Raw genomic sequence first — 25344 nt, forward strand, 5'->3', positions numbered from 1 at the left:
ACGCGAGGGGGATGAGCCTGATCGTGTTCCCCCCACGCGGTGAAGGCGCGATGCCGGGCCAGGCGCCGCCGTACTTCCGCTGTCACGCGACCATGGCAAGCTCGTAGGCCGAGATGGGACGGAAAGTGGACAGCACTGCCACCAGGTCGGCCTCAGCAAGGCCCGAACCGTTGAGCATGACCAGCGCATCGCCCGACCTGGCGAAGACGGTGATCCAGGAGGACCCGGCGCCCGTCCGGACCCATCGGTCGCCCGGGAGCGACGTGCACCGCAGCGGCACCCCGAAGTTCTCGGTGACCGCCTGGCAGGAATCCCGCGGGTTTCCGGCCTCGGCGGGCCAGACCGTGACCTGGATCTCGGAGAATCCTCGATTCGGCGTGGCGTCCCGCCAGTACTCCAGCCAGGTGGACGGCTCCGGCTCCCGCTGCCCGGCGGCGTTGAGATCCACGTGGACCAGCCGGTAACCCTGGATCGCGGGAGCGATCAGCGGCACGCCGGACCTCTCGAAGCTGCGAACTTCATACCAGGCCAGGATCTGCGGCTTGTGCTGCGCCGCGCCCCAGGATCCGAGGGGTACGGTCACGGCCAGGGCTACCGCCCACCAGCGAAGGGGCGACATGAACGACCACGCCGACAGGGCGAAGCCGACAGCACCACCGGCCATGTAGACAGGGGCGACAAGGGCCGGCAGAGATCCGAGCAGCTCCGACTCCGGCACCGGCACCAGCACCGCGAGGGCACCGATGAGCAGCCAAGTCGCAGAGCCTCCGACAAGACCGGCCATGCCCCAGCGCGGCAGTCCGGCCAGCCGCGCACCCGCTGTGCCCAGGGTTATCGCCAGGAGTAACATGGCCGGAGGGAGAGCGGTCCCGCCGAGCTCTTCCTCCGGCATGTCCACCCAGATGATGGCCGTGGGGACAACGCCTGTCACCAACCCGATGAGGGTCGCACGGCCCAGGACAGCTCTGGGCGATACATCCTGCATGTTCCTATTGTTGCCGCTGGCCATGCCGGAACGCGTTCATCGCGGCGATCCCGTCGACGTGCGGCACGCGCCGGTCCATCACCACCACGTCGGGGCGCCGCCACGGCGCCTGGTGCACGGCCTGGTCCCCGTCGGCCGCCTCACCGGCCGCCTCGATGCCGGGCTCGCCGTCCAGCGTCACGCGTAGTGCTTCGCGTACGGCGTGGCCGTGCTGCACCACGCGGTACGCGAGCCGCGTGACCAGTCGCCCGGCGAGTCCGGCCTGTGGGCCACGCACGTTCCCACGGGTCCACGAGCACCGAAGCGGTCTTTGATCTCGATTTCCAGATATGTATGCGTTTCGCATAGAGTTTCGGCATGGAACCGACACTGGAAGCAGCCATCAACGAGTGGCACGCGAGCGTGAACGACGGCGACTTGGAGCGTTCAGCGAGGGCGGTCGGCGATCCGATCGTCGTCCTGGGCCCGAAGGGCGCCGGACCGATCACACCTGGGCAGTTCGCGGAGTGGGTGGGACGCTCCGGGATCACGTTGCACCCGCGGTCGTGGCATCCGATCAGCGAGCGCCTCATGGTCGTGGAGGAGGACGCCACCTGGCCCGGGAGCAAAGCCTCGACTCGAGTGGCGACGGTGTTCCGGGTAGCCGATGGGAGGGTGACGGCCGCTCTCCGGCTTCCGGATCTGAAGCAAGCGCTCGAACTGGCCTGCATCTGCCGCGAGATGGCGGCCACCGAGTGAGCACCCCCGGGCCTGGACAGGTGTTGTTCGCGTTTGTCCGGCACTGGTCACGCAGGCCACTGGCCGGCGACCACCAGGTGGCCGAACAGGGCCGGCTCGTGCTCGTCACCGAGGCCGTCCATTCGCTGACCCGACGAGGAATCGTGGCAACGGTCAATGCCGTGGCCCACGAAATCGGCATCGACCAGAGCGGTGCATCTCGCCTGGTCAAGAGCGCGACAGAGGCCGGGTACCTGACCATGCAGGCATCGGATACAGACGGTCGTCAGCGCCAGGCGACACTCACTTCATCCGGCCTGGCCATGCTGGATCACGCCCATGACTGGCAGGAACAGGTCTTCGACCGGCTGGCAGAGGGCTGGAGCGAGCAACAACGTCGCAACTTCCAGCAGGCGATGACGGAGTTGATCGACCGGTCCTACGCGCTGGACGCCTGACCCGGAATCTGACCAAGGGCATGCAGGCCATCTGCCTCCTCGTAGGCGATGGGGCTGAGCCTGCCGAGACGGGAGGTTGTAGCGGGGTTCCAGCGGAACACGGCCAGGCGAGCGGTGCGCGGCTCCTGCGTCGCGGACGTGAGCGAGGAGCGCTTCGCCCGCCGACAGCACAGGATCCACGGGCACGTATGCGGTCGCTGCAGCCGGCCGCGCCGGAGCCCGGCCTCCCCCGCGGGCCGTCCTGCGCGCGCCGCCTGCAACGCGAACGAGCGGCGCCGCCGCCACGGGACCGATGCCGACGTTGCCCATGATCGATTCTAAGTCGTGCCGCCGTCCGCGGTCGCCGCCTCCACCACGTCGCGGAGCTGGGAGCGGGCGGTGACGCCCAGCTTGGGGAAGGTGCGGTAGAGGTGGGAGCCGACGGTGCGCGGCGACAGAAAGAGGCGTTCGCCGATCTCGCGATTGGTCAGCCCGCGGGCGGCGAGCCGGACGATCTGCTGCTGTTGCGGAGAGAGGCCGGCGAAGGCTCCGGGGCCGGCCGGGTCGACGTCGAGACCGGCCGCCCGCAGTTCCGCCTGCGCGCGTTCGCTCCACGGCCGCGCCCCGAGCCGGCGGAAGGTGTCGTGCGCCGCGGTGAGGAACGGCCGGGCCTCGGCGATCCGGCGGCGGCGGCGCAGCCATTCCCCGTACGTCAGCCGCGTCTGCGCACGCTCGAAGGGCCAGCGTTCCAGCGCGGGATCGGCCAGGGCCGCCAGGAATCCGGGCTCGGCGTGCGCGGGTTCGGCGAGCAGCGCGCGGCTGCGGTGCACCAGGCTCCGCAGGCGGGGCGAGCCGCCGCGGGCGAGGGTACGGGCCGAGCGCTCGACGATCTCGATCGCCTCGGTGCGATGGCCGCTGCGCGCGGCCGACTCCGCCAGCTCCGGCAGGGCCGGGTAGGAGGCGTGGTAGTGGACGGGGTCGCCGTTGGTGTCGAAGACCATCCGCGCGTGCTCGTAGGCGGCCTCGTAGTCGCCTTCGGCCATGGCGGCGGCGGTCAGCGCGCGGCGCGCGTACATGGCGACCGATCGGCTCTCCAGCGGGTCCACCAGGTGCAGCGCCTCGTCGGCGAGCGCGCGGGCGCGCGCCGCGTCGCCCTGGGAGGCCACGACCATGGCCTCGATGGCGTGCGCGCACGCGACGGCGTGGTCGAGTGCCGCCGCTGCCGGAAGTGCGCGGAGGCCGGCGCAGACCGCCCGGGCCCGGTCCCAGCGGCCGTACTCGAAGTAGGCCAGCGCGACAACGCCACCGAGCCCGTCGGGGAGCGGCCCCGCGGTGCGCCACGACTCGACGGCCTCGTCGAACGTCCGGACCGCCAGCGGGGTCTCGTCCAGCACCCAGGCCGCGATGGCCAGCGCGGTCAACCGTTCGGGACGACCGCCCGCACCGGCATTGCCGCCGGCCCCTCCGCGGTCACCCGCACCGGCATTGCCGCCGGCCCCTCCGCGGTCACCCGCACCGGCATTGCCGCCGGCCCCTCCGCGATCACCCGCACCGGCATTGCCGCCGGCCCCTCCGCGGTCACCCGCACAGGAGCGGCCCCCGGCCGCGGCGATCATGCCGGGCAGGTGGGGCGCCAGCTCACGTCCGCCCAACGGGTCCGACACGATCCGTGCCCACTCCCGCAGCGGGCCGGTGGGCAGGCGCGGCAGGAGCCCGTCGATCTCCCGCCGCTGGGACTCCTCGCCCGAGTAGAAGCGCAGCACCGCGGCGGCGGCGAGCGCGTCGAGCGCGATGGCCGGGTGGGTGGCCGCCAGGTCGCCGGCGATCGCGGCCAGGCCGCCGAAGACGGCGGTGTGCTGCCTGGTCAGCGCGGACAGCCGTCCGACGTGCAGTGAGGCGGCGGCGCGCACGGCGGGGTCGTCGGTACGGGCGCGGACCCGGCCGGCCAGCTCCTCCACCCAGGACAGGTCCCCGGTGAAGACGGCCAGGCCGGCGGCTTCCACCAGCAGCCGAGCGCTGTCGTCGCGCCCGGGACACAGCTCCGCCGCGCGGGCCAGCGCCTTGGCCGCCGCCGCGTAGCCGCCTCGCCTGCGAGCCCCGTCGGCCGTCTGCTCCAGGGCCTCCGACACCTTCGCGTCGGGGCGGAGGGTGGCGGCGGCGAGATGCCAGGCACGGCGGTCCGGCTCGTCCCGCAGGGCGTCGGCCAGCGTGCGGTGGGCCTCCAAGCGGGCGTCGAACGGCGCGGAGTGGTAGATCGCGGAGCGGACCAGCGGGTGGCGGAACCGTACGTGACGGCCTGCCCGGCGGATCAGCCCGGACTCCTGAACGGCGAGCCAGGCCTTGTCGTCAGGGTCGGGCAGCAGCGCCAGCACGGCGTCGGGAGGATCCTCCACGTCGGCGGCGGCCAGGAGCAGCAGGGCCCGCCGGCCGGCTTCCGGCAGCTCCGCCAGCCGGGCGGCGTAGAGGGCCGCCAGTCGCTCACCGACCGGCAGCGGGCCGTGGTCGTCGGGGTTGAGCGAGGCGTTTCCGGCCAGTTCGAGCAGGGCCAAGGGGTTTCCCGCGGCCTGGTCGAGCACGCGTTCCCTGATCCTGCCCGTCAGACCCGGCGCGCGCAGGCCGAGCAGCCGCCGGGACGCCGCGCGGTCGAGCGGGGGCAGCACGAGCATCGGGAACGCCTGGCCGAAGCCCGCCCCCCGACCCATGCCCGGCCTGCCGTCACGGATGCCGGCCGGCGGTGCGCCCGGCTCGTCGTCGCGTACGGCGGCCAGCAGGGTGACGGGGTCGTCGTCCAGCCGGCGGGCGGCGAAGGTGAGGACGTCGGCGGAGGCGGAGTCGATCCACTGGGCGTCGTCGAGCACGATCACGAGCGGCGCCCGTTCGGCCATCTGGGACAGCAGGGTCAGGACGGCGACCCCCGTCAGCAGGGGATCGTGGGTGCCGGGCTCGAACCCGAAGGCGCCGAGCAGCGCCCGGCGCTGCCGGTCCGGCAGGTGGGCCGCCTCGTCCAGCACCGGACGAAGAAGCTGGTGCAGGCCCGCGAAGGCCAGGTCCCTCTCCGACTCGCGACCGCTCGCCCGCAGCACCCGGCGGCCCGCCTCCTCGGCGCGGCGGGCCGCGTACTCCAGCAGCGTGCTCTTGCCCAGTCCCGCGGCTGCGGACAGGAGCAGGACCCGGCCGCCATCGGACGCGTCCGCCACCAGAGCGGAGAGCCGCTCGACCTCGGCGTCCCGCCCGACGATCACGTCACGTTCCGCGGTGGCGCGGGAGCCCGGCGCCCGCTCGTCCACAGGCCCTCCAGAAATCTCGTCGATCAGGACCGCAGCGTCGTCGCAGGTCCGTGCCCCGCCTTCTGCCACGGTAGCAAGCGCGTGGCCCCGCAGCGGATGCAGTCACCTGACGCATACCGCCGGCCACGGGCGGCGGCGCACGATGGACGGGCGGCGGATCTCCCTGCACTCATCACCACTCGTCTGTTTCAAGGAACACTCATGCATGCCGATCAGATCACTCTGGGCGATGTCACGATCACCCGGGTCCGGGAATACTACGGGCCCGTCGAGATGACGCCCGAGACGTTCTTCCCGGAAAGCTCGCCGCGTACGTGGCAGGAGCACGCGTTCTGGCTGGAGCCGCACTTCGTGGACCCCGAGACCCGGATCGTCAACTCCGCGATCCAGACCTGGCTGCTCCGCAGCGAGGGCAGGAACATCCTCATCGACACCGGGGTCGGCAACCACAAGGAGCGGCCCTACTCACCGGTCTGGACCCGCCTCGACACCGACTTCCTGGACAACCTGGCCGGCGCCGGCGTACGGCCCGAGGACGTGGACATCGTGGTGAACACCCACCTCCACGTGGACCACGTCGGCTGGAACACCTACCTGGACGGCCGTACCTGGGTGCCGACCTTCCCCAACGCCACGTACCTCATCTCCAGGCCCGACTTCGACTTCTGGAACCCGGCGAACGAGCACAAGCCGCTGCTCGGGCGGGGCAATCAGAACGTGTTCGAGGACAGCGTGGCCCCCGTCCACGAGGCGGGGCTGACGACGCTGTGGGAGGAGTCGTACACGATCGACTCCAACCTGCGCCTGACCCTCGCGCCGGGGCACACGCCAGGGTCCTCGGTGGTCACGCTCGAATCGGGTACGGACCGTGCGGTGTTCGTCGGCGACATGCTGCACAGCCCCGTGCAGTTCGTGGAGCCGGACGCCAACAGTTGCTTCTGCGAGGACCCGGCCGAAGCGCGCGCCACCCGCCGCAAGGTGCTCGGCTGGGCCGCCGACCGGGGCGCCCTGGTCGTCCCCGCGCACCTGGGCGGGCAGGGAGCCGCCGAAGTCGTCCGCGAAGGGAGCGGGTTCGCCATCAAGGGCTGGGCTCCGTTCGCCTCGTACGCCGAGACCTCGAAGGACGCCCGATGAACCACCATGCGGCAGACACCGTCGTCACCGCGCAAGGCGCTGTGCGCGGCCTGCGGCGCGACGGGACGACCGTGTTCCTGAACATCCCGTACGCCGCTCCGCCGACGGGCGCGGCCCGATTCGCCGCCCCACGCCCGCACGCCCCCTGGCACGGCGTGCGGGACGCCACCGAGCCAGGGCCGACCGCGCCGCAGGCCGAACGCCGGCTCGGCAGCGTCGACATGACCCCGTACTTCGGGCCGGGCTGGATCCCCGGAGAGGACTTCCTGACCGTCAACGTGTGGACATCGGGCGCCCCCGGGGATCGGCTGCCCGTGATGGTGTTCGTGCACGGCGGCGGGTTCGTGGCGGGATCCACGCGGTCGGAGGTCTACGACGGGACCGCCTTCGCCCGCGACGGGGTCGTGCTCGTGACGCTCAACTACCGGCTGGGCGTCACGGGCTTCCTCGACCTGCCCGGAGCGCCTGCCAACCGGGGCCTGCTCGACGTGATCGCCGCCCTGCGGTGGGTACGGAAGAACATCGCCGCGTTCGGCGGCGACCCCGCCAGCGTCACGCTGTTCGGCCAGTCCGCGGGCGCCACCATCGTCGGCGCCGTGCTGGCCGCGCCCGAGGCCGAGGGACTGCTCCGGCGCGCGATCGTGCAGAGCGGCAGCGGCCTGGGCGCCTTCACCCCCGAACAGGCCGCCCGCGTGACCCGCGCCGCGGCCCGCGCTACGGGGGTCGAGCCGCACGCCGACGCCTTCTCCTGCGTCCCCGACGAGCGGCTGGTCGAGGTCATGCCCGAGCTGTCGGGCATCGACCTGAGAACCGAGACCCACACGGACCCGCTCGTCGGGCTCAGCCCGCTCAGCGTCGTGCTCGACCGGCAGCCGGCCGACGCCGTCGCCGCGGGCCGCGGCGTGGGCGTGGACCTGCTGGTGGGCACCAACACGGAGGAGGGCAACCTCTACCTGGCGCCGTTCGGGAATCTGTCCACCTCGACGGCGGCGGACGTGGACGCCGCCGCGGCCCGCTCGCACCCGCAGCCCTCCCGCCTCGTCGAGACCTACCGCAAGGCCAGGCCGCAGGCGTCGTGGGGCGAACTGCGCTCGGCCATCCTGGGCGACGCGCTGTTCGGCGTGGGAAGCCGGCGCCTGGCCGACGCGCACGCGGGACGGGGCGCCGCCACCTACCGCTACTCGTTCGCGTGGCGCTCCAACGCGCTGGGCGGCGAGCTGGGCGCCGCGCACGCCGTGGAGCTGCCGTTCGTCTTCGACGTCACCGGCCTGCCCCGGCTGCGCGGACCCCAAGCCCTGCTCGGGCCGGACGAGCCGCCGTCGGACCTGGCCGCCCGGATGCACGCGGCCTGGGTGGCCTTCGCCGCGACCGGCAACCCCGGCTGGGACCGCTACGGCACCGGTCGCCGGGCCACCATGCGCATCGACGGCGAGTGGAGCGTGGTGGACGACCCGTACGGCGAGGAACTCCACGCGTGGCCCTGACCGTTCTCCCCTCTCCGGCGTGCGTTTCCGGGACAAGGCAGGGACAAGGACGGGGCATGGCCGGCTCGTCCCAGGGCCCTCGGCTTCCACGTGGCTCCCATGACGTCCGTGCGGTCGCGGCGATCAGGCGGCCTTGCCGCGGGCGATGTAGAGGTTCATGCCGGTGAAGTCGACGGTGATGTTGTACGGCTTCCAGAAGCAGTGGGCGAACCAGCCCATCGAGTCGAACCCCGTCCCATAGGGCCAGGGCACGTTGACCAGCTGGTTCGGGTTCGTGTAGCAGTAGACCTCCTTGGCGACGGCGTCGCCGATGCGGATGTCCTTCGGGTAGCAGGGGTAGACGACGGCCGGGTGGCTTTGGGCAAAAGTCCCGATCTGGCGGTCGTAGTCGGTGCGGATCCCCAACTGCTCGGCCGTTTTCCCCCGCACGCCCGTGGCGATCTCGCCGACTCCGCCGAAGTTCACGCCCACCACTCCTGTGCCGGAGCCGGCGGCGCCGGCGAAGCTGCCCGTGCTGTGCAGATACTGCTCACGGGCCAGCCACACCGGCAGGGGCTCGGCGCCCGCCCGCGCCGCGGCGGCGCGTGCCTTCCTGGCCGCTTCGGCGGTGCGGCGGCGCAGGATCAGCTGCCGGCCCGCGTAGTCGAAAGTGGGCAGCAGGTGGTAGAAGACCCACGTGCCGATCAGGCCGTCGTTGTCGGTGCCGACGTCTTCGCCCGACATCGTTTCCGCCCAGCTCACGGGGATGTTACGCAGTTCCATGCCGCCCAGCGTGAAGGAGTCCAGGATCCCCCAGTGCGCCCGTACGGGGCCCATCCCGAAATCGGTCTCCTGGCTGAAGACGGGGCGCACGCCGGCTTCCTTGGCCACCGACGCGCGCATGCTCAGATTCGGGGCGCCGGTGTAGAACAGGAACCGCTTCGCCGCTCCGCCGTTGACCGAGGCCTCCACCAGCGGCATCGGGTCCATCTGCTGGAACGGCACCCGCGCGGTCTCGCCGTGGACCTGATACGCCTCGCCGCGGACCGCCGCGAACCACTTGGCGTAGCTTTCTTCGCCGGCCGCTTCCCAGTGGGGTACGGACAGGGCGAACTTGTCCTGCCGGATGTAGCAGTCGCCCAGCAACGAATGGGCTTCCTTGTCGCCGGGCGCCAGCTCGACGGCCAGCTTGAGGTATTTCTCGGCGTCGGGGAACCGGTTGGACAACAGCCCGACATAGCCGCGCCGGCGGGCCGCGTGCAGATTCTCGGGGTCCTTCCTGAGGATTGCCTCGTACGCGTGGCCGGCCTGGTCGAACTTGCCGGCCTTGAACAGCGCGTCCGCGTCACTGCTGCCGGCCAGCGCGGTGGCCTCCCCGCCCAGCAGCGGCGCGGTCGCGGCGGCACCGGCCAGCACGGCGGCGCCCCGCAGCAGCGTACGCCGGTGCCATTGCCTGTCATCAGCCACGCCTTCTCCTTTTCGTGATCACCTTCGCCGTGACGTTCTGTCCGGCGGACGGGCACGGCACATCCGGCCGGTTCGTCCCGCCCTGCTCGACGAGGGCGACGCCGGAGGTGCCGGGGCCATCCGGGCCGTACAGCGTCGTTCCGGTGGGGGCGGTTGGCTGCGCTTCGCAGCGCGCTCCACGGCTCGCCCGCCGGCCGACCCAGTCCACTGTCGGCCAGCCGTGTCCCCGCCTCGTCCGCGCCGTGTCATGGTCGTGTCACGGCCGCCACCGACGGTGGCAGCCGTCGACAAACCGAGACATGCGGCAGACAACGCGCGCACATTCGGCAACCCATCGTGGTTCGTGATGAGCTGAGGCTGTTCGCTCTGCTGGATGTGGTTGAAGATCGTCCGCAAGCCGTCTCGGCCTCGTCGGCCGCCGCAGAGGCTCAGACGATCGATGTGATCCGCAAGGGCAGCCGGACGTTGCAGCGTCTGCCCGCCTCCACGGGCGCGTTCATCTGGCCGTGTCTCCATCAGCAGGAGACGCACGGCTTGATCCCGCGGGGATCTTCCGAACCAAGATCGAGAACAAGTTCAAGAAGTGTGCTCCGCCGCCCTTCCATGACATCCGCCCGGGAGTGTCGTCATGGCCGCGCTGGAACGGGCGCCGACCCGAGGGCCATGGAGATCGTCATCGGGCTGAGGCCGCCAAGCGGCGCGGGGGCGGGTTGTCCGCCCGGTTCGGCCGCGAGACGATCGGGGTGTCCCCGACATTGAGGAGGTCGCCATCATCCTCGACGCCGCCCGGGCCCTCAGGGCCTACCTGCCCGAACTGGTCGGGCCCGACAGGGCCGCGCCCCTTGACCGCGAACTCGCCGAGCTGCTGGAGCGGCCCGGGGATGAGGACGTCCCGGACCGGCTGGCCGCGATCTTCGAACGGGAAGAGCGCGTCCACGTCTGGGTCGCGGAGTACTTCACCTACGGCGCCCCGGGCGACGTGGCCGAGACCGAACGCGTCGCGCCCCTGCCCGGGGTGCCACGCCCGCCCGGCCCCGAACGTTACGCGTGCGCGCATGGCGACTTCGTCTTCTACCGCAGGACCGTGGCCGCCCTCGTGCCCGAATGCCCCACCCACCGCACCGCTCTGGTGCTCGCGCCCTCTCCGGCCTGACCTGTGCTGACCTCCTTCTGGCAGGGTGTCGGCACCAAGCTGGCCGAACGCTGGGTGGCCGCCCTCGCCCCCAGCATGGTGTTCTGGGGGATCGGGCTCGCCGTCACCGGCCTGGACGCGGGGTCCCTCGCCGCCCGGCCGCCGGCCGTCCAGGTGCTCGTCCTGGCAGGGGCGCTGCTGTTGGTCAGCGCCTCCGCCCTGCTCGTGCGGCGGCTGGTCTTCCCGCTCACGCGGCTGCTGGAGGGGTACGGGTGGCCGGTCAGTGCCCGCGGGCGGCTGCTCGTACGCGCGGGAAAGCGGCATGACGCGCTGGAGAAGGACTACCAGCGCGTCAACACCCGCCTGGAGAGCCGGGAGCTCAAGCCGTTCGACCGGTTGGAGCTGCTGGAGGCGCGCTCCCGCCTTGAGCTGCACCTGCGCCGCTTCCCCGACGAGCCCGACACCGAGGCGCCGCAGCGACTGATGCCGACCCGGCTGGGCAACATCCTGCGCGCCGCAGAGTCCAGGCCCGCCGACAAGTACGGCCTGGACGCCGTCGTCTGCTGGCCCCGCCTGTGGTTGGTGCTGCCGGAAGAGTCCCGAAAGGAGCTCGGCGCGGCCAGGACCGCCATGGACAACGCGGTGGCGGCCATGATCTGGTCGGCGCTGCTGCTCGCGTGGACGCCGTGGACGTGGTGGGCGCTCGTGGGCCCGGGCGCGGCCTTCCTCACCTACCGGCTGTGGCTGCTCGACCGGGCGGCCGACTACGGTGAGCTGGTGGAGTCGGCCTTCGACGTGCACCGCGGCGCCCTGTACGCGGCCCTGCGCTGGCCTCTGCCCGCCGCTCCGGACCAGGAACGGGCACTGGGGGAGAGCCTGACGTCCTACCTGTGGCGGGGTAGCGACGCGGCCGAGCCGAGGTTCGCCGATGAGCCGGAGTGAACGGGAACGGCTGGCCGACGCCCGGCTCGCGACGCTGCTCGGCGAGGACGTCCCCGACGCCGATCTCCCCGCCCCCTCACCGCGCTGGCGGGAGCGGCGCGCGGCCGGGGGACACGCCTACGACGGCTACAGCGCCACCGGAGACCTCGCCCGCCTGGAGGAGGCCGTCGAAGCCCTGTGCGAGGCGGTCCTCCTCGCCCCCGGCGACGACCCCGGGCTCCCCGCTCTGCTCGTCGAGCTCGCCTACGCCGTACACTGGCGGGCCGAGCTCGACCCGGGCCTGTCGGGACGCACACCCGACCAGGAGGCGGCCGACGTGGGCCGGCAGATCGCCGCCGCGAGCGCTGCGGTCCGCCTGGCCGACCCCTGGTCGCCCGAGGCGCTGACCGCCCGGCTGCACCTGGCCAGCGGCCTGCGCAAACGGGCCGCGGACACGGGCGAGTCCGCCGACCTCGATCGGGCCGTGCAGGTGCTGGAGGAGGCGCTGCCTGGCGTTCATCCCCGTCATCACCAGCGCCCGACCCTGCTGAACATCCTTGGCAACACCCTCGCCCAGCGCTACGACGTGACCGGGGCCCGGGCGGACATCGACCGGGCGATCGAGGTCCAGCGGGAGGCCGTCGCGCGAGCCCCCGACGCCCTGGCCTTCCGGCTGAAGCTCGCCCAGAGCCTGCAACGGCGCTTCGACGTCACCGGCTCGCCGGGCGACGTGGATCTCGCCATCGACCTGCTGGAGGAGGCGGCCCGCGGCACCGACGTCCTCACCGGAAATCACCTGGCCTCGGCCAACCTCGCGGGCGGCATGCGCTTCACCCGCTACCAGATGGGCGGCTCGTACGACGACCTGCTCAGCGCGATCGAGCACTTCCAGCGCGCCCGCGACCAGACGCCCGCGACCGCCCGCAGCTACGCCTGGTACCTGCGCAACTACGCGCTGGCCGTCGAGGCGCGCTACCACGTCACCGGCGACAGGACGGACCTGGACACGTCGGTCACCCTCATGGAGGAGGCCGCCCGGCTGCTCCCGCCGGGTCACCCGTCCAGGGAGTCCTTCCTCGGGTTCCTCGCCGAGTCCCTGCGGACCCGGGGCAACACGGAAGGCGATCTGGCCGACCTCGACAGGTCGGTGGCGACCTTTCTGCTCGCGCTGGAGTCGGCCGTCCACCCGGGCGAACGCCTGCGCGGCCTGGCCCACGCCTACCTGGACCGGTCACGCGCGGGCGGCGGCGAACCCGGGGACGTCGACCGCGCGGTCGAGGCCGCCGAACGCGCCCTGACGCTGCTCGGCGACGACGCCGTCCCGGTCGACCGCGCCGCTCGGCTCACCGCCTGCGCCCGCGCCCGCGCCGTCCGGCACGACCTGGGCGCAGAGACCTCCGGAGAGGACCTCCGGCAGGCGACCAGCTACTTCCGGCAGGCATGCGTGGCGGGCCTGGAGGCGGCTCCGGGGCACGCGCGCGAAGCGGCCGAGGGCTGGGGCGTGTGGGCGGCAGGGAGGGGGGGCTTGGGCAGAGGCGGTGGAGGCGTACGAGCACGGCCTGATCGCGGCCCGCCGCCTGGCTGCCACGCAGCTGTCACCTGGCTCGCGCCTGCACAGCCTGGCCCTGCACGGGTCGCAGTTCTCCCGCGCCGCCTACGCCCTTGCCAGGGCCGGCCGCCTGACCGACGCCGTGGTCGTGCTGGAGCAGAACCGCACCCGGCTGCTGTCGGAGTCGACGGGCCGGGACGCGGCCGATCTGGGTGGACTGGACCGGATCGGCAAGGGCCGCCTCCGCCGGCGGTTCTCCGAGGCGGCCGCGCGGCTGCGGCTGCTCGAACTCCCCAGGCCCGAGGGCGCCCCCTCCATCACCGAGGCCGAGGCCCGCCGTGCCCGCGCCGACTTCGACGAGGTCGTGGCCGAGATCCGGCGGCTGCCGGGGTACGAGCGGCTGCTCAGCCCGCCCGACGTCGCCGATCTGCGGCTGGAGGCGTTGCCCGCCCCCGTGGTGTTCCTGGTGGCCACGGTCTGGGGCGGCATGGCCCTGGCCGCCGGAGCCGGACGGGCGCCGGCGGTGATCTGGCTGCCCGCGCTGGACGAAACCGTCGTGCATGCCCGGGTCAGCGCTTACCTCGACGTCTACGGCGACCGGACGTCCGGGGCCGCCTGGCAGGCTGCCGTGGACGAGATCACCCAGTGGTCGTGGGAATCGATGATCGGCCCCGTCCTGGCCGCCCTCCCCGGCGAGGAGCATCTGATCCTGGTCCCCACGCAACTGCTCGGCCTGCTGCCGCTGCACGCTGCCTGGCACGGCACCGGCGCCCGGCACTACGCCTGCGACGACGTCCTGCTCACCTACGGCGCCAACATCCGCCTCCTGCACCGCGAACCCCGGCCGGTCGCGACCGTGCTGACGGTCGGCCCGCCGCCCTCGACGCTGGCGCCGCTGCCGTACGCGAGCCGGGAGATCCCCTACGTCCAGGCCGCGTTCCCGCGCCACCGCGCCCTCGTCGACGAGGCCGCCACGGTCGGGAACGTCCTGGCCGAGGCCGGTCGCCACGACGTGCTGCACCTGGCCTGCCACGGCCTGACCCATCCCACCGAGCCCCTGGACAGCGGCCTGCTCCTGGCCGGGGACCAGTGGCTCACCCTGCCGCGGCTGCTGACCGGGGGAGCGCTCCGGGGCCGCCTGGCCGTGCTGTCGGCATGCGAGACCGCGCTCGCCCATCCGCAGAGCGGCGACGAGGCGCTCACCCTGCCCGGCGTGCTCCTCAGCACGGGCCTGAGCGGCGCGATCGGCTCGCTGTGGGCGGTGCCCGACCTGTCCACGGCCCTGCTCATGGCGCGCTTCTACAGCCTGTGGCCCGGCCGCGAGCCGTCACCCGCGCGGGCGCTGCGCCAGGCGCAACGCTGGCTGCGCGACAGCACCAACGCCGAGAAGCTGGCCGCGTTCCCCGGCCTGCTCGGCGACGTCTTCGACGCTCTCCCAGCCGCCGCGCGCACGCTCTGGGGCCGAGCCCGCCAGCACGCCCACCCCTACCACTGGGCCGGATTCGTCTACTACGGCGCCTGACCGCCTGGGCGATGCCTCACAGGGAAGCGCTTAGCTTCTCCAAAGATATACAATGTAAAGGCGGTCGCAACGTTAGTTGTATATCCGTGGTGATTTTCGCGACGGATAATCACAGCAATCGACGCGTCTGGTGGGGCACCCATGGAGCGCATGTTCGTCAATCTGACCCGCTACGCGATCAGGTTCGTTGGAGCCGCCGCGGCGATCTGGGGCATCGCGTATGCGATCAACGGTGCTACTCAGGCTCACGGATACATCTCCATACGCGTCGTACCGACGCTGGAAGCCGCCGATCAGCTGCGGGTGAGCGGTGTGAAACTTCCCGCTGGCGTCGTGCTCGGCGAGGGGGAGCTGCCGCTGACCGTATGGGATTCCACCGTTGCCGAGCAAGTGCTCTCCCGTGCAGACGTCTTGCTGGGCGGTCTCTGCGCGGGCGTGGCTGCTCTTCTGCTGAGTTCTCTTGTGCATGGGCAGCCTTTCAGGAGGGGCAATGCCGGCCGGATCGCCTGGCTCGCCGTTCTTGTGCTGGTCTCGGGTTTGGTTGGCCCCATGCTGTCCAGCCGTGCCGCAGCGACCGTGCTCGATCGGGCGGGGCTGGCGGCGAACTTTCTTCCGTCGCTCAGCTTGTCATGGGTGCCCATCGCGGGTTCCGTGTTTCTCCTCGCGCTGGCCCTGGTCTTCCGAAGGGAGGAGAAGAGATCCGGCGCGAGACTGGAAGCGGCGACAACAGATCCCCCCATCAGCTCCTAGCCGGGCGCAGTACGACGCTGCCAGAGATTGAGCTCGACCGGCGCGATGCCGGGCCGAGCAGTCCTCGCGCACGGCGGCGAAGCGCTGGCTCATGGCCCCGGACAGCGGCGGCCGGACGGGCACCGCGATGACCCCGGCGTACGCGCAGCCGAAGAACGCCGCGACGAAGTCGGGCCCCGTCGCGTAGCAGAGCAGCACGGTGGATCCGGCCAGGTGGCGGCGCAGCAGCTGATGGCGGAACGCGGCGGGTCCTCGCCCCGGACGGCGTCGAGCAACTGGTCGTGGCTCACCACCCGGCCGCCGGCCAGCAGCAGGACCATGCGGCTCGGCGAAGGCGCTGCCTGATCAAGCCCGGCATCATAGGGGGACCTCGGCCGGACGAGAGGTACGAAAGCCACTTACCGTCCGGAACGTCTCAGCCCGTTGGCGCAAGCTGCGGGTACAGAGCGGTGAGGTCGGCGGCGAGACCGGCCTTGACCTGGCGTGACAGATCATCGGCCAGGACTTCGGGGGCGTCGGCCTCGATGCCGTCCAAGGCCTGCTGCGCGACACTGCCGGGGGAGGTCTTGGGCGCCTCGACGTCGGCGGCCATGTCGGTGTCGACGTAGCCGACGTGCAGTCCGGTGACGTTGATCCCCCGCGGTCGCAGCGCCAGGCGCAGCGCGTTGCTCTGCGACCACACCGCGGACTTGGAGGCGCTGTAGGCCTCCGCGCTCGGAAGCGTGACCCAGGAGAGCACCGAGTGCATGGTGAGGATGTGCCCGCCGCCGTTGCGCTCGATGATGGGCACGAAGGCGCGGGTGGTGAGCAGCGGCCCGAAGAAGTTGACCTCGAACTCGCGGCGGACGTCGTCGACGGGGGAGTCGAGGAACGACGCGGACAACAGGACTCCGGCGTTGTTGATCAGGATGGTCGCGTCCTGGGCCTGGTCGGCGGCCGCGGCCACGGAGCCGGGATCGGTGACCTCCAGCGCCAGCGGGACCGCGTCCGGGTGTGTGACGGTGCGCGGGTCGCGGGCGGTCGCGTAGACCTTGGCGGCGCCGCGCTGGTAGAGGGCGTCCACCAGTGCCTTGCCGATGCCGCGGCTGCCGCCGGTGACGACGGCTATGGAGCCTTTGATGCTGGTCATGAGGCCATCTCCTTCTTGGAAACCGATCGGTTTCCAGTCACCGTAAACCGATCGGTTTCCCTCGCGCAAGTCGAGCGGTAATCTGGACGCATGACGCACCCCACGCCGGCCGCCGCTCCCGTTTCGACCCGTGATCGCCTGCTCGACGCCGCGGCGGAGCTCTTCTACCGCGAGGGCGTCGGCGTGGGCATCGACGCGCTGTGCCGCAGGGCCGGGGTGTCGAAGCGCTCGATGTACCAGCTGTTCGGCAGCAAGGACGAGGTGGTGGCGGCGAGCCTGGACCGCATGGCGCCCGCCTACCAGGCCCTCCTGCTTCCCCCCGCCGACGACGACCGGCCGCCCCGCGCGCGCATTCTGCACGTCTTCGAGAGACTGGAGAAGTCGGCCGCGGAGCCGGACTTCCGCGGCTGCCCGTTCGTGGCGGCAGCGGTCGAGGTCAAGTCGCCCGAACATCCGGCCAGCCTGGTCGCCCGGCGGAACAAGGACGCGCTGACCGCGTTCTTCCGCCGGGAGGCCGAGCGCGCCGGAGCCGCGGACCCGGCGCTGCTGGCCCGGCAGCTCACCATCGCCTTCGACGGGTCGAGCGCGCAGGCGGTCGTGCAGGCGCGGGGCCTCGACGGCCTCGCCGTAGCCACGGCCGCCGCCCTGCTCGACGCCGCTGGCCTGCGCGCCCGTCCCGAGGACTGAACCCGCCGACGTGGCGTGACATCGCGGCCCGCCTTCGACGATCTCGCCGTCGACCGGGCGCTCGTCGTGCGGGCAGTGGCGACTCGCCGTCGCCGCCGCGCCGGCGGTCGCGCCGACGTCGATCGCGGTGCGGGCCCTGGCCGCCCGGCGGCATCCACACTCTCACGCAGGAGCGTGCTTCCGGCTACGGATCCGGAGCCGGTCCGTGCCGCGCAGGCAGGGGAGACGACCGGCATCGGAAGCCCCGGGCGGGGGAAGCCGCCATCTTTGGTGGCCTTTGGGCGGCGCCGGCGGCGGACCGGCGGGTCGGGCACCGCGCATGGACAGTTGGTGCAGGTGATCGGCCGATAGGCGGGAGGGCGGCGTCTTCAGGTGCCGGCCGTCGACCGACAGATGGATGCTGCGCTGGCCGGCCCAGACGGTGACGGCCCAGGCCCACCCGGACGGCCCGACCATGACTTGGCCGGTGGAGGCGATGGTGGTGGCGTCACAGGCGGCTACGACGATCTCGAACTCCCCGCTGCCCAGGAGCGGTCCTGGGCAGCGGGGAGGGGCCGATGATGGTGAAATGGCCGCGGGCTGGACCGCCCGGCCCTACCTCGGCAAGGGGATCGGACTCCACAGAGCGACCGGCGTGGGCGTGGTGGCGATCCGGTCGCGCGGAAGCGTTCGCCGGGCGTGGCCAGCTGTAAGCACTGACACGTTTCTCACCGGTGAACCGAGGAACTGGTGAGCGGCGGCGCGTCAGCCGCAGTGCTCCCATGGGCTCTCGTACCACTGGCTGCCGTAGGAGCCGCCCCACATGATGCACTTGCCCGGTGCGTCGACCTTCACCGGGCCGGCGTAGTAACGGTAGTTGTCCGCGTCCACCTTGCCCGGCGAGCCGTACACCTGCACCACCGCCCGCACCCACGCGGTGTTGCCCGCTGCGCCGGTCTTCCAGGTCACCACGCAGTTGGTCTTGCCGTTGTAGAGCAGGTACGTGACGGCGCTGGAGCCGTAGGCGTGGCTGTCGATGACGTGATAGCTGCCGCCGCCGCAGGCCTCGATGGGCGAGGACGCCGCCATGGCGGGAGCACTCAGAGTGGCCGCCGCGGCCAGCGTGGCCGCCGTGCCGAGCGCGAAGGTCGCACTACGCTTGATGATGCCCAATGGAGGCATTCCTCCTTGATCGTTTCACTGTTGGCGATCAAGGATAGCGGAGCACGTCAGCAGTCCCTCGGCGATGTTCCGCGAGCGCCGAGCGCCGGGCCGCCGGTGCACCGACTCTGAGCCCGTGAGAACGCGTGTCACCGATCCGGAATTGTCGTAAGCCTGTCCGGCGCCTGAGCGGTCTGCTCCGGGGTGCGGCCGAGCGCGGTGTGCTGGTAGCCGTACACCTCGGGGGCCAGGGGTGCGAGCAGGACGTCCACCATGGGTGCTGATCCACGTTCCTCTCGCAGTGCCGGTCACACCCCTTTCGTCGAGTGGCCGGGGCTGCATCATCCGGATAACGATGCGCGGTCGCGACGATCTAGGGCTCCAGGTCGTCACCGCTGTCCGGCATGATCACCTGCCATGAAGCAAGCACTCCTCGCAACGGCGGCCCTCGCCGCGCTGACCGTGGCCGCGGCGCCCGCACACGCGGCACCCAAGGACCCGGTCAAGGCCCTGAACGCGACGATCGTGCCCGGGCACGGCGTGCGATTCACCGGCAGTGTCACCTGGACGGACGGGACTGACGAGCGGGGCGCCCGCGACCTCAAGGGCGTCTTCCAGTTCGGCAAGAAGGACGTCGCCGCCTTCGACATCACCATGAAGGACGGCGACGAACAACAACGTGTCATCGGCATCGGCAAGACCGGCTACTACTCCGGCGGTTTCATCGCCGGCCTGCTGCCCGAGGGCAAGACCTGGTACAAGGAAAAGAACCGCGGCATGCCCGACTCGTGGTCGCAGTTCATCAACCCGGCTGAGGCGAAGACCCTGGCCCGGTTGCTCAAGAACGGCACGACCAGGGGCGACACCGTCTCCGGCTCGATCACCGTCAAGGAGCTCAAGGCTGTCTCGGCCTGGGTGTCTGCCGCCAGGATCGGCAAGGAGCACGACGGCGTGAAGATCTCCTACACGCTCACCCTGTCCTCGGCGGGCCTGGTCAGCCGGGTGAGATCCACCTACGCGCTGGCAGAGGACGGGACGACCTACACCAGCACCGTGGACAGCCGTTATACGGGGTGGGGCGGCAAGGTGTCGGTCAAGGCGCCGGCGCCCGCCACCGTGACCACCAAGCTTCGCTGACCTTCGCGTCCCATCGCCTGCGCTTCGGCCAGCACCGCAGCGCGGGCGGTGACTCACCTGGGAGCGGACCGGCCTCCCGCCGGCTCAGGCGGCGATACAGCTGGGCGGCGGGTGCGTGCGGAGAGGCGATCAGCCGGTCCCTGGGCCAGCCACCCCGCACACTTCCAGCACCCGTACCGGCAGGTCACCCGACGAAGTGGACGGCAGCCCGCGGCCCGCGAACCAGTCGCCGAGGATGCCGTGCGCGCCGAACGCGCCGGCCTTGTCTCGGACACACGACCTCCTCTGCAGTGGTGCGGTTACGCGCCATCGGCCGGCGCCACCTGTACGTCACCGGCTGATCACAACTGGTTACAGCCGCTCTGTACGGGCTTGTACGGATGATTCGGCGGCCGTTGTGCACCGGGGGCATGACGCCTCACGGTCGGCGTATCGGCGGCCGGTATCCGGAGCCGACCACCCTCACCCTGATCACGGACAAGTCAGTCGAACCTCACGGAGGGTCCACGCCAATGACAGCATCGATTTCCGCTCACGGCCGGCTCGACGTGCGGCGAATGCGGCGGATACGGCGGCGAGCGGCATCGTTCATCGCGTCCGCGCTGATTGCCGCGGTCGTTCTGCCCGCTGACGCGGCCCGCGCCTTCGCGGACGTCGCCGTGAACCTGCAACTGTTTGGCGCCTACGGCTCTGTGAGCGTCCACGTCAACGGATCACCGGCCGGCACCTGCTCCGTCTCGAACTGCCTGCACATGGTGCCCGTCGGATCAACCGTGCGATTGATCCCCGACGGAGATATCACATCCTGGGGTCACGGGCCCTGCCAGTACGTGTTCGGCACCCAGCCCTGCGACTTCGCGGCGCTGTCCAACACCAGCTTCCAGGTGGTCTTCCTCGGCTAGGACGTTCCCTTCCCGGCCTTTCGCCCGCCGGACACCGCCGGTCGTCCACCTTTCCATGGATCCTTGGACATACCACTGCTATACCGCCGGTGTTTAGCATCCTTCGCGGTGCTCTGATCACAGGCGGAGCACCGCGAAATTCTCGTTGACTGACAAGGATCGAATCTCATGCGCAAGCTCTCCCCTTCGAAGAAGCTCGCCACCGTTGTCGGGGTCGCTGCGGCCTTCGCCGTGCTGACGCCGGCCACGACCGCCACGGCCTCCACCACCGCCTCCTCGAGCGTCTCTTCGGCCGGCTGCAAGGACAAGTGGAGCAAGCTGAACACGAAGGACGGCTTCGTCAGCTACGTCCTGAAGCTCTGCAGCAACGGCTACGGCGAGGCGCGCGGCAGCGTGACGGACACCAAGAACGACGCCTGGACGACCGTGGTCGAGGTCTCCTTCAAGAAGAGCAACGGCAACGAGATTTACGGTGAGTACAAGGAGGCCGGCCGGAAGAAGGGCCACAAGAGCTTCAAATGGTCCACGACCCGCACCAACCTCGACCGGATCACGATCAGGGCCAAGCGCTGCCTCCCGAGCACGATAGTGTGCAACAACACCAAGACCTACACGCTCTACCCCTGATCTGAGGCGTGGCAGTCGGGTCGCCAACAGTGTGAGTTTCGGCGAGAAATGCCGAGAGCTTTCGGAGCCATCGGGCCGCGCGTACCTGCGTGCAGCCGCCGCGGCGAAGCTCCTGCGGTTGGCCGCCTCACCTACGGCGCGAACCATCCGGGCCGCAGGACGACCGTCACCGACGTGCTCGCCCGACGGCAGGTGCTTTCCTCGCCCGCCCTGGAGTTCCAGACACTCGCCAACGAGACCGCGCGCCGCCTCCTGCGCTCCACGGAACCGCTGCTCAGCCGCGCCGTCGTCGCCAACGTGGTGCTTCCGGAGCTACAGGTCCGGGACCTGACCGCCGCCACGGTACATCCCGGCGATCCCCGCGGGCTCTTGTGACGGCCTGAGGAATTCGGGCGGCCATTCGTTGTCCGCGAAGCTGCAGGCGCGCTCTCCCTCCTAACGTGGAGACCGAACCGGGAGAGGTTCGGTCGGGACAGTAGTCACGCGGCGGCGCCTGATCCGGAGTTCCGGGCGGGCGCCGTACGTATCGTGAAGGAGACCGGCAAGCCAGTCGTGCAGGTGGCGAGGGACCGGGGTATCAGCCCGTACCGGCCCGAGCGGGCGGTGGCTGGTGGGCGAGCCGACGCCGCCGCGGTCGGGCAGGCCGGGGGCGACAGCTCGCTATCGCAGCGAAGCCACCGTGAACGCGACCATGGGGACGTCAGCAGTCAACCCGGAGAACGCCGCGCCGCCAGCGATCAACCGGACGGAGAGCGCGGGACAGGCGCCGCAGGGGCGAGCCGGCCATGATCTCCCCGAGCTCGCCCCTTCGCGCACCCTTCTGGGATGCCTTACCAGGCGATGGGGCCGAGGCGATCGATGAAGATCCCGGTCGGCCCGTCGGAGGCGAGCGTCGCGAGCTCGATGATCGGATCGCTGCCCTCGGTGACCGTCAGCTCGCCCGTGTGGATGTTCATGTCGGTGGCGGTGAACCTGCCTTTGGCGACCTCGCCAGGGGTCACGGCGTTGAACTTGATGGCCGGCAGCGCCTGGGCGTATCGGACGGTGATCATGTTCAGTGCTGCCTTCGACGAGGTGTAGGCGAGTTCGTACATCGTCGAGACGGCTTGCCCGGGGTCAGTCACGACCGCGATGGACCCTCCGGCGCCGGTGACCATCACCACCCGCGGGTTATCGGCCGCCTGCAACAGCGGCAGGAACGCGTGCGTGACCCGGACCGGCCCGTACACATTGGTGTCGTAGACGGCGTGGATGTCCTTGGCCGTCGCGTTCGCCGGGTTGACGCCGCCGCCCGGCGTGCCGGCGTTGTTGATCAGCACGTCCAGCCGGTCAGTGTGCTCCCGGACCAGCCGCTCAGCCCCGGCCACCGACTCCTCCGAGGTCACGTCCAAGGGAACCATGATGACGTGTGCGCCGTCGGCGGCCAGCTTCTGCGCGGCGGCCCTTCCCCGGCCCTCGTCGCGTGAGCCGAGGAAGACCCTCCAGCCCAGCTCCCCGAGCCTGCGCGCCGTCTCGTAGCCCAGGCCTTTGTTCGCTCCAGTGATCAATACGGAGGTCATGTTCTCTCCTGACGTCGGTGTACCTGCGGCCATGTGACACTGCCGACCTGATTTCTGTGACTCTGCCGAGGTGTGATGTAGGCCACCGGCTGTGGTTGTCACAAACCGGCGGAATCGGCGTCCGCGGGCTGAAGGCGTCCAGCGGCGGCCCACTTGTAGGTGAGCTGCCACATACAGTCATCCAGCGCGCGCCGGCCAGGCGGTGAGCCGGGCCTGGACCTGCTCGGTCACGGCTCGGCAGGCGTCGCAGGCGAGGAAGGAGGTGCGGCTGGTGCGGTCCTTGCCGCGTACGTCGCTGTGGGCCATGTCACATGCGGTTTCTGTCAGCAATCGGGACGCTGTTCCGCTCAACCCACCGGGAGCACATGAACCGACAGGAGCGACACATGAAGCACCGCATCGTCGTCCTCGGCGCCGGTTATGCCGGGGCCTACGTGGCAGGGAACCTGGCCCGCCGGCTGTCCCCGGCGGACGCCGAGATCACCGTGGTCAACGCTGAGCCGGACTTCGTCGAGCGGCTGCGGCTGCACCAACTCGCGGCCGGCCACGAGATCAAGGCACAGAAGCTCGCCGACGTCTTCGCCGGAACGGGGATACGGCTGCGCCTGGCCCGGGTCACCGCCGTCGACCCCGAGCGTCAGGTCGTCGCCGTGGCCGACGCCGACGGTGGCGGAGAGCTTGGCTACGACACGCTCGTGTACGCGCTCGGCAGCCACGTCGCCGACGGCGGCGTCCCCGGCATGGCCGAACACGCCTTCCACGTCACCGGCCGGCCCGCGGCGCTGCGCCTGCGCGAGCGCCTGGACGCCCTGGACAGGCGGGGTGAGGGCGGGAACGTGCTGGTCGTCGGCGACGGATTGACCGGCATCGAGACCGCCACCGAGATCGCCGAAGCCCGGCCCGGCCTGTCGGTGACGCTGGTCGCCCGCGGCGAACTGGGCGCCCGGCTCTCCGCCGGAGCCCGCGGCCACCTGCGCCGGGCTTGCGACCGGCTGGGCATCACCGTCCTGGAGCGCACCAGCGTCGAAGCCGTCGAAGCGACGCGGGCGCTGTGCGCCGACGGCACCGCCCTGGCCTGCGACGCCACCGTGTGGACGGCCGGATTCGCGGTCAACCCCATCGCCGCCGCCGGGCTGGAGGTCACCGAGAACGGCCGGATCGTCGTCGACCGCACGATGCGGTCGCTCTCTCACCCGAACGTCTACGCCGCCGGCGACAGCGCCTACGCCATCGGCGACAACGGCCGGCCGCTGCCGATGTCCTGCGCTTCGGCGGGCTACACCGGCCGGCAGGCCACGGACGCGATCGTGGGCCGCCTGACCGGCCGCGAGATCGCGAACACCAAGCTGGTCTACCCGGGCAACCACATCAGCCTCGGGCGCCGGGACGGGATCTTGCAGCCGGTCGACGAAGAAGCGCAGGCAAAGCCGATGTATGTGGGCGGCCGGAAGGCCGCGCGGATCAAGACGGGCATCCTCAAGATCTCGCTGTGGGGCATCTCGCCCCCCACCTTCGCCCTGCCCGCGCGCAAGCGCCGCCTGGCCGCCACGCCGGGGCCCCGCGACGAACCGGTGACGAACCAGACCTTGCTCATGGTGTCCTACCGTTCTCCCCGCGGTGGCGGTTGCGCGGCGGTCACCACGCAACGGGGCCAAGCTGATCACTCCTGAAGCCGTGGTGCCGCGTGTATCGTTCGCGTGGCGTTCTGACGTCCATGGAGACACCGGCTATCCGACCCCCGTGACGGCGCGGTCATGTGACGTACGCCACCGATCCGGGGTGTCACACGGCCATGAGGGCCGGTGTCTTGTGCGCAGAGCAAGGTGAGAAGCGAATACAGGTAGGAGCCGGCAATGAACGAGCGCAGCGAGCCAACGACGGGCGCAGCGCAGCCGCTCGCTGACGGCGGCCGGATGGACGCCGCCACCGAGGCGTTCGTCGCCCACCGCAACCTGCTGTTCACCGTCGCCTACGAGATGCTCGGCTCGGCGGCCGACGCCGAGGACGTCCTGCAGGAAAGCTGGCTGCGCTGGGTCAAGGTCGACGTCGGTCAGGTGTCCGACCAGCGTGCCTATCTGGTCCGGATCACCACCCGGCAGTCGCTCAACCGGCTGCGCAGCATGAAACGCCGCAAGGAGGCCTACGTCGGCCCCTGGCTGCCCGAGCCGCTGCTCACCACGCCGGACGTGGCCGAGGACGTCGAGCTCGCCGAGAGCCTGTCGATGGCGCTCATGTTCGTCCTGGAGAGCCTCTCGCCGACCGAACGCGCCGTCTTCGTGCTGCGCGAGGTCTTCGACGTCAGCTATGAGGAGATCGCCGCCGCCGTCGACAAGAGCCCCGCGGCCGTCCGCCAGATCGCGCACCGCGCCCGCCGGCACGTCGAGGCCCGCCGTCCCCGCGAGGCGGTCTCCCCGAGCCAGGCCCAGGCGGTACTGGAGTCGTTCCAGCGCGCGCTGGAAACCAGAGACCTGCAGGGCCTGCTTGACGTTCTCGCCCCTGAGGTCGTCCTGGTCAGCGACGGCGGTGGCGTCAAGAAGGCCTCGCCGCGGCCGATCAGCGGCGCCGGCAAGGTGGCTCACATGATCGTCAGCGGCCTCGGCAAGGCCGGCATCACCCTCACCGGCGACTCCACCGTGGTCAACGGCGGCCCGGCGCTCGTCCTGCGTCTGGACGGCGAGTTCGACGGTGTCCTGGCGATCCGTGTCGAGGGCGCCCGCATCACCGGCCTCTACTACGTCCGCAACCCGCACAAGCTGACCCGCCTCGCCTCCGAGACCGTGCTCACCCTGCAATGAACAA

26 protein-coding genes are annotated in these 25344 nt (G+C 71.1%); 14 read left to right on the top strand and 12 right to left on the bottom strand.

Annotated features, from left to right (window positions below; all coding sequences use genetic code 11):
• Nucleotides 1-82: 82 nt before the first annotated feature.
• Together AB0I79_RS52655 and AB0I79_RS52660 are read right to left on the bottom strand one after the other, a co-directional pair.
• Nucleotides 83-931: a hypothetical protein gene (locus AB0I79_RS52655; RefSeq protein ID WP_357891240.1), complete on the bottom strand. Its 849-nt coding sequence runs from the start codon at nucleotides 929-931 to the stop codon at nucleotides 83-85.
• A 58-nt stretch (nucleotides 932-989) separates the two neighbouring features.
• On the bottom strand, nucleotides 990-1262 hold the full coding sequence (locus AB0I79_RS52660; RefSeq protein WP_357891243.1) for a response regulator: 273 nt from the start codon (nucleotides 1260-1262) through the stop codon (nucleotides 990-992).
• 80 nt (nucleotides 1263-1342) lie between these two features.
• On the opposite strand from AB0I79_RS52660, the gene AB0I79_RS52665 reads away from it, so the two are divergent.
• Together AB0I79_RS52665 and AB0I79_RS52670 are read left to right on the top strand one after the other, a co-directional pair.
• On the top strand, nucleotides 1343-1723 hold the full coding sequence (locus AB0I79_RS52665; RefSeq protein ID WP_357891246.1) for a hypothetical protein: 381 nt from the start codon (nucleotides 1343-1345) through the stop codon (nucleotides 1721-1723).
• A 20-nt stretch (nucleotides 1724-1743) separates the two neighbouring features.
• Nucleotides 1744-2160 (top strand): MarR family winged helix-turn-helix transcriptional regulator, encoded by a 417-nt coding sequence (locus AB0I79_RS52670; RefSeq protein ID WP_357891249.1) that lies wholly within the window; start codon nucleotides 1744-1746, stop codon nucleotides 2158-2160.
• Nucleotides 2161-2477: 317 nt separating this feature from the next.
• On the opposite strand, the gene AB0I79_RS52675 is transcribed toward AB0I79_RS52670, so the two are convergent.
• The gene (locus AB0I79_RS52675) at nucleotides 2478-5426 is read right to left on the bottom strand and encodes an AAA family ATPase (RefSeq protein ID WP_357891252.1); all 2949 of its coding nucleotides are present in this window, start codon (nucleotides 5424-5426) and stop codon (nucleotides 2478-2480) included.
• A gap of 201 nt (nucleotides 5427-5627) precedes the next feature.
• Between AB0I79_RS52675 and AB0I79_RS52680 the strand changes: the two genes are divergently transcribed.
• Together AB0I79_RS52680 and AB0I79_RS52685 are read left to right on the top strand one after the other, a co-directional pair.
• Nucleotides 5628-6560, top strand: a complete 933-nt coding sequence (locus AB0I79_RS52680; protein WP_357891255.1) for an MBL fold metallo-hydrolase — start codon at nucleotides 5628-5630, stop codon at nucleotides 6558-6560.
• Nucleotides 6557-8044, top strand: coding sequence for a carboxylesterase family protein (locus AB0I79_RS52685; protein ID WP_357891258.1), 1488 nt, complete (start codon nucleotides 6557-6559; stop codon nucleotides 8042-8044). The genes AB0I79_RS52680 and AB0I79_RS52685 overlap by 4 nt, the downstream gene beginning before the upstream one ends.
• Before the next feature lie 123 nt (nucleotides 8045-8167).
• Here AB0I79_RS52685 and AB0I79_RS52690 read toward each other — a convergent pair whose 3' ends face one another.
• On the bottom strand, nucleotides 8168-9490 hold the full coding sequence (locus tag AB0I79_RS52690; protein WP_357891261.1) for a tetratricopeptide repeat protein: 1323 nt from the start codon (nucleotides 9488-9490) through the stop codon (nucleotides 8168-8170).
• 673 nt (nucleotides 9491-10163) lie between these two features.
• Entirely contained in the window at nucleotides 10164-10547 is a 384-nt protein-coding gene (locus AB0I79_RS52695; RefSeq protein WP_357891264.1) for a hypothetical protein, read from the bottom strand.
• 99 nt (nucleotides 10548-10646) lie between these two features.
• On the opposite strand from AB0I79_RS52695, the gene AB0I79_RS52700 reads away from it, so the two are divergent.
• On the top strand, nucleotides 10647-11564 hold the full coding sequence (locus tag AB0I79_RS52700) for a hypothetical protein (protein WP_357891267.1): 918 nt from the start codon (nucleotides 10647-10649) through the stop codon (nucleotides 11562-11564).
• 76 nt (nucleotides 11565-11640) lie between these two features.
• On the opposite strand, the gene AB0I79_RS52705 is transcribed toward AB0I79_RS52700, so the two are convergent.
• Both AB0I79_RS52705 and AB0I79_RS52710 read right to left on the bottom strand, forming a co-directional pair.
• A complete protein-coding gene (locus tag AB0I79_RS52705; protein WP_357891270.1) occupies nucleotides 11641-12759 on the bottom strand; it encodes a hypothetical protein in 1119 nt (372 codons plus the stop codon).
• A gap of 15 nt (nucleotides 12760-12774) precedes the next feature.
• Nucleotides 12775-13017, bottom strand: a complete 243-nt coding sequence (locus AB0I79_RS52710) for a hypothetical protein (RefSeq protein ID WP_357891273.1) — start codon at nucleotides 13015-13017, stop codon at nucleotides 12775-12777.
• Nucleotides 13018-13081: 64 nt separating this feature from the next.
• Here AB0I79_RS52710 and AB0I79_RS52715 point away from each other — a divergent pair, with 64 nt between their 5' ends.
• Nucleotides 13082-14614: a CHAT domain-containing protein gene (locus AB0I79_RS52715; protein WP_357891276.1), complete on the top strand. Its 1533-nt coding sequence runs from the start codon at nucleotides 13082-13084 to the stop codon at nucleotides 14612-14614.
• Nucleotides 14615-14755: 141 nt separating this feature from the next.
• Entirely contained in the window at nucleotides 14756-15364 is a 609-nt protein-coding gene (locus tag AB0I79_RS52720) for a hypothetical protein (protein ID WP_357891279.1), read from the top strand.
• 415 nt (nucleotides 15365-15779) lie between these two features.
• On the opposite strand, the gene AB0I79_RS52725 is transcribed toward AB0I79_RS52720, so the two are convergent.
• The gene (locus tag AB0I79_RS52725) at nucleotides 15780-16493 is read right to left on the bottom strand and encodes an SDR family oxidoreductase (protein ID WP_357891282.1); all 714 of its coding nucleotides are present in this window, start codon (nucleotides 16491-16493) and stop codon (nucleotides 15780-15782) included.
• A 90-nt stretch (nucleotides 16494-16583) separates the two neighbouring features.
• Between AB0I79_RS52725 and AB0I79_RS52730 the strand changes: the two genes are divergently transcribed.
• A complete protein-coding gene (locus AB0I79_RS52730; RefSeq protein WP_357891285.1) occupies nucleotides 16584-17180 on the top strand; it encodes a TetR/AcrR family transcriptional regulator in 597 nt (198 codons plus the stop codon).
• Nucleotides 17181-17924: 744 nt separating this feature from the next.
• Here the strand turns inward: AB0I79_RS52730 and AB0I79_RS52735 are convergent.
• On the bottom strand, nucleotides 17925-18332 hold the full coding sequence (locus tag AB0I79_RS52735; protein ID WP_357891288.1) for a hypothetical protein: 408 nt from the start codon (nucleotides 18330-18332) through the stop codon (nucleotides 17925-17927).
• Nucleotides 18333-18469: 137 nt separating this feature from the next.
• Nucleotides 18470-18595, bottom strand: coding sequence for a hypothetical protein (locus AB0I79_RS52740; protein ID WP_357891291.1), 126 nt, complete (start codon nucleotides 18593-18595; stop codon nucleotides 18470-18472).
• Nucleotides 18596-18737: 142 nt separating this feature from the next.
• Here AB0I79_RS52740 and AB0I79_RS52745 point away from each other — a divergent pair, with 142 nt between their 5' ends.
• The 4 genes from AB0I79_RS52745 to AB0I79_RS52760 all read left to right on the top strand — a co-directional run bounded on the left by AB0I79_RS52745 (nucleotide 18738) and on the right by AB0I79_RS52760 (nucleotide 21361).
• Nucleotides 18738-19457, top strand: coding sequence for a hypothetical protein (locus AB0I79_RS52745; RefSeq protein ID WP_357891294.1), 720 nt, complete (start codon nucleotides 18738-18740; stop codon nucleotides 19455-19457).
• Between the two features lie 512 nt (nucleotides 19458-19969).
• Nucleotides 19970-20359: a hypothetical protein gene (locus tag AB0I79_RS52750; RefSeq protein ID WP_357891297.1), complete on the top strand. Its 390-nt coding sequence runs from the start codon at nucleotides 19970-19972 to the stop codon at nucleotides 20357-20359.
• 168 nt (nucleotides 20360-20527) lie between these two features.
• Complete coding sequence (locus AB0I79_RS52755) at nucleotides 20528-20986, top strand: hypothetical protein (protein WP_357891300.1); 459 nt, start codon at nucleotides 20528-20530, stop codon at nucleotides 20984-20986.
• Nucleotides 20987-21160: 174 nt separating this feature from the next.
• Nucleotides 21161-21361 (top strand): hypothetical protein, encoded by a 201-nt coding sequence (locus AB0I79_RS52760; protein ID WP_357891303.1) that lies wholly within the window; start codon nucleotides 21161-21163, stop codon nucleotides 21359-21361.
• Nucleotides 21362-21816: 455 nt separating this feature from the next.
• Here the strand turns inward: AB0I79_RS52760 and AB0I79_RS52765 are convergent, their stop codons facing one another.
• Both AB0I79_RS52765 and AB0I79_RS52770 read right to left on the bottom strand, forming a co-directional pair.
• Entirely contained in the window at nucleotides 21817-22545 is a 729-nt protein-coding gene (locus AB0I79_RS52765; protein ID WP_357891305.1) for an SDR family NAD(P)-dependent oxidoreductase, read from the bottom strand.
• Nucleotides 22546-22722: 177 nt separating this feature from the next.
• On the bottom strand, nucleotides 22723-22851 hold the full coding sequence (locus AB0I79_RS52770; protein ID WP_357891307.1) for a hypothetical protein: 129 nt from the start codon (nucleotides 22849-22851) through the stop codon (nucleotides 22723-22725).
• A gap of 80 nt (nucleotides 22852-22931) precedes the next feature.
• Between AB0I79_RS52770 and AB0I79_RS52775 the strand changes: the two genes are divergently transcribed.
• Together AB0I79_RS52775 and AB0I79_RS52780 are read left to right on the top strand one after the other, a co-directional pair.
• Nucleotides 22932-24215, top strand: coding sequence for an FAD-dependent oxidoreductase (locus AB0I79_RS52775; RefSeq protein WP_357891309.1), 1284 nt, complete (start codon nucleotides 22932-22934; stop codon nucleotides 24213-24215).
• 183 nt (nucleotides 24216-24398) lie between these two features.
• Entirely contained in the window at nucleotides 24399-25340 is a 942-nt protein-coding gene (locus tag AB0I79_RS52780) for an RNA polymerase sigma-70 factor (RefSeq protein WP_357891311.1), read from the top strand.
• Nucleotides 25341-25344: the final 4 nt, after the last annotated feature.

Origin of the sequence: Nonomuraea sp. NPDC050202 (assembly GCF_040656115.1) — a bacterium.
In the GTDB taxonomy this organism is placed as follows: domain Bacteria; phylum Actinomycetota; class Actinomycetes; order Streptosporangiales; family Streptosporangiaceae; genus Nonomuraea.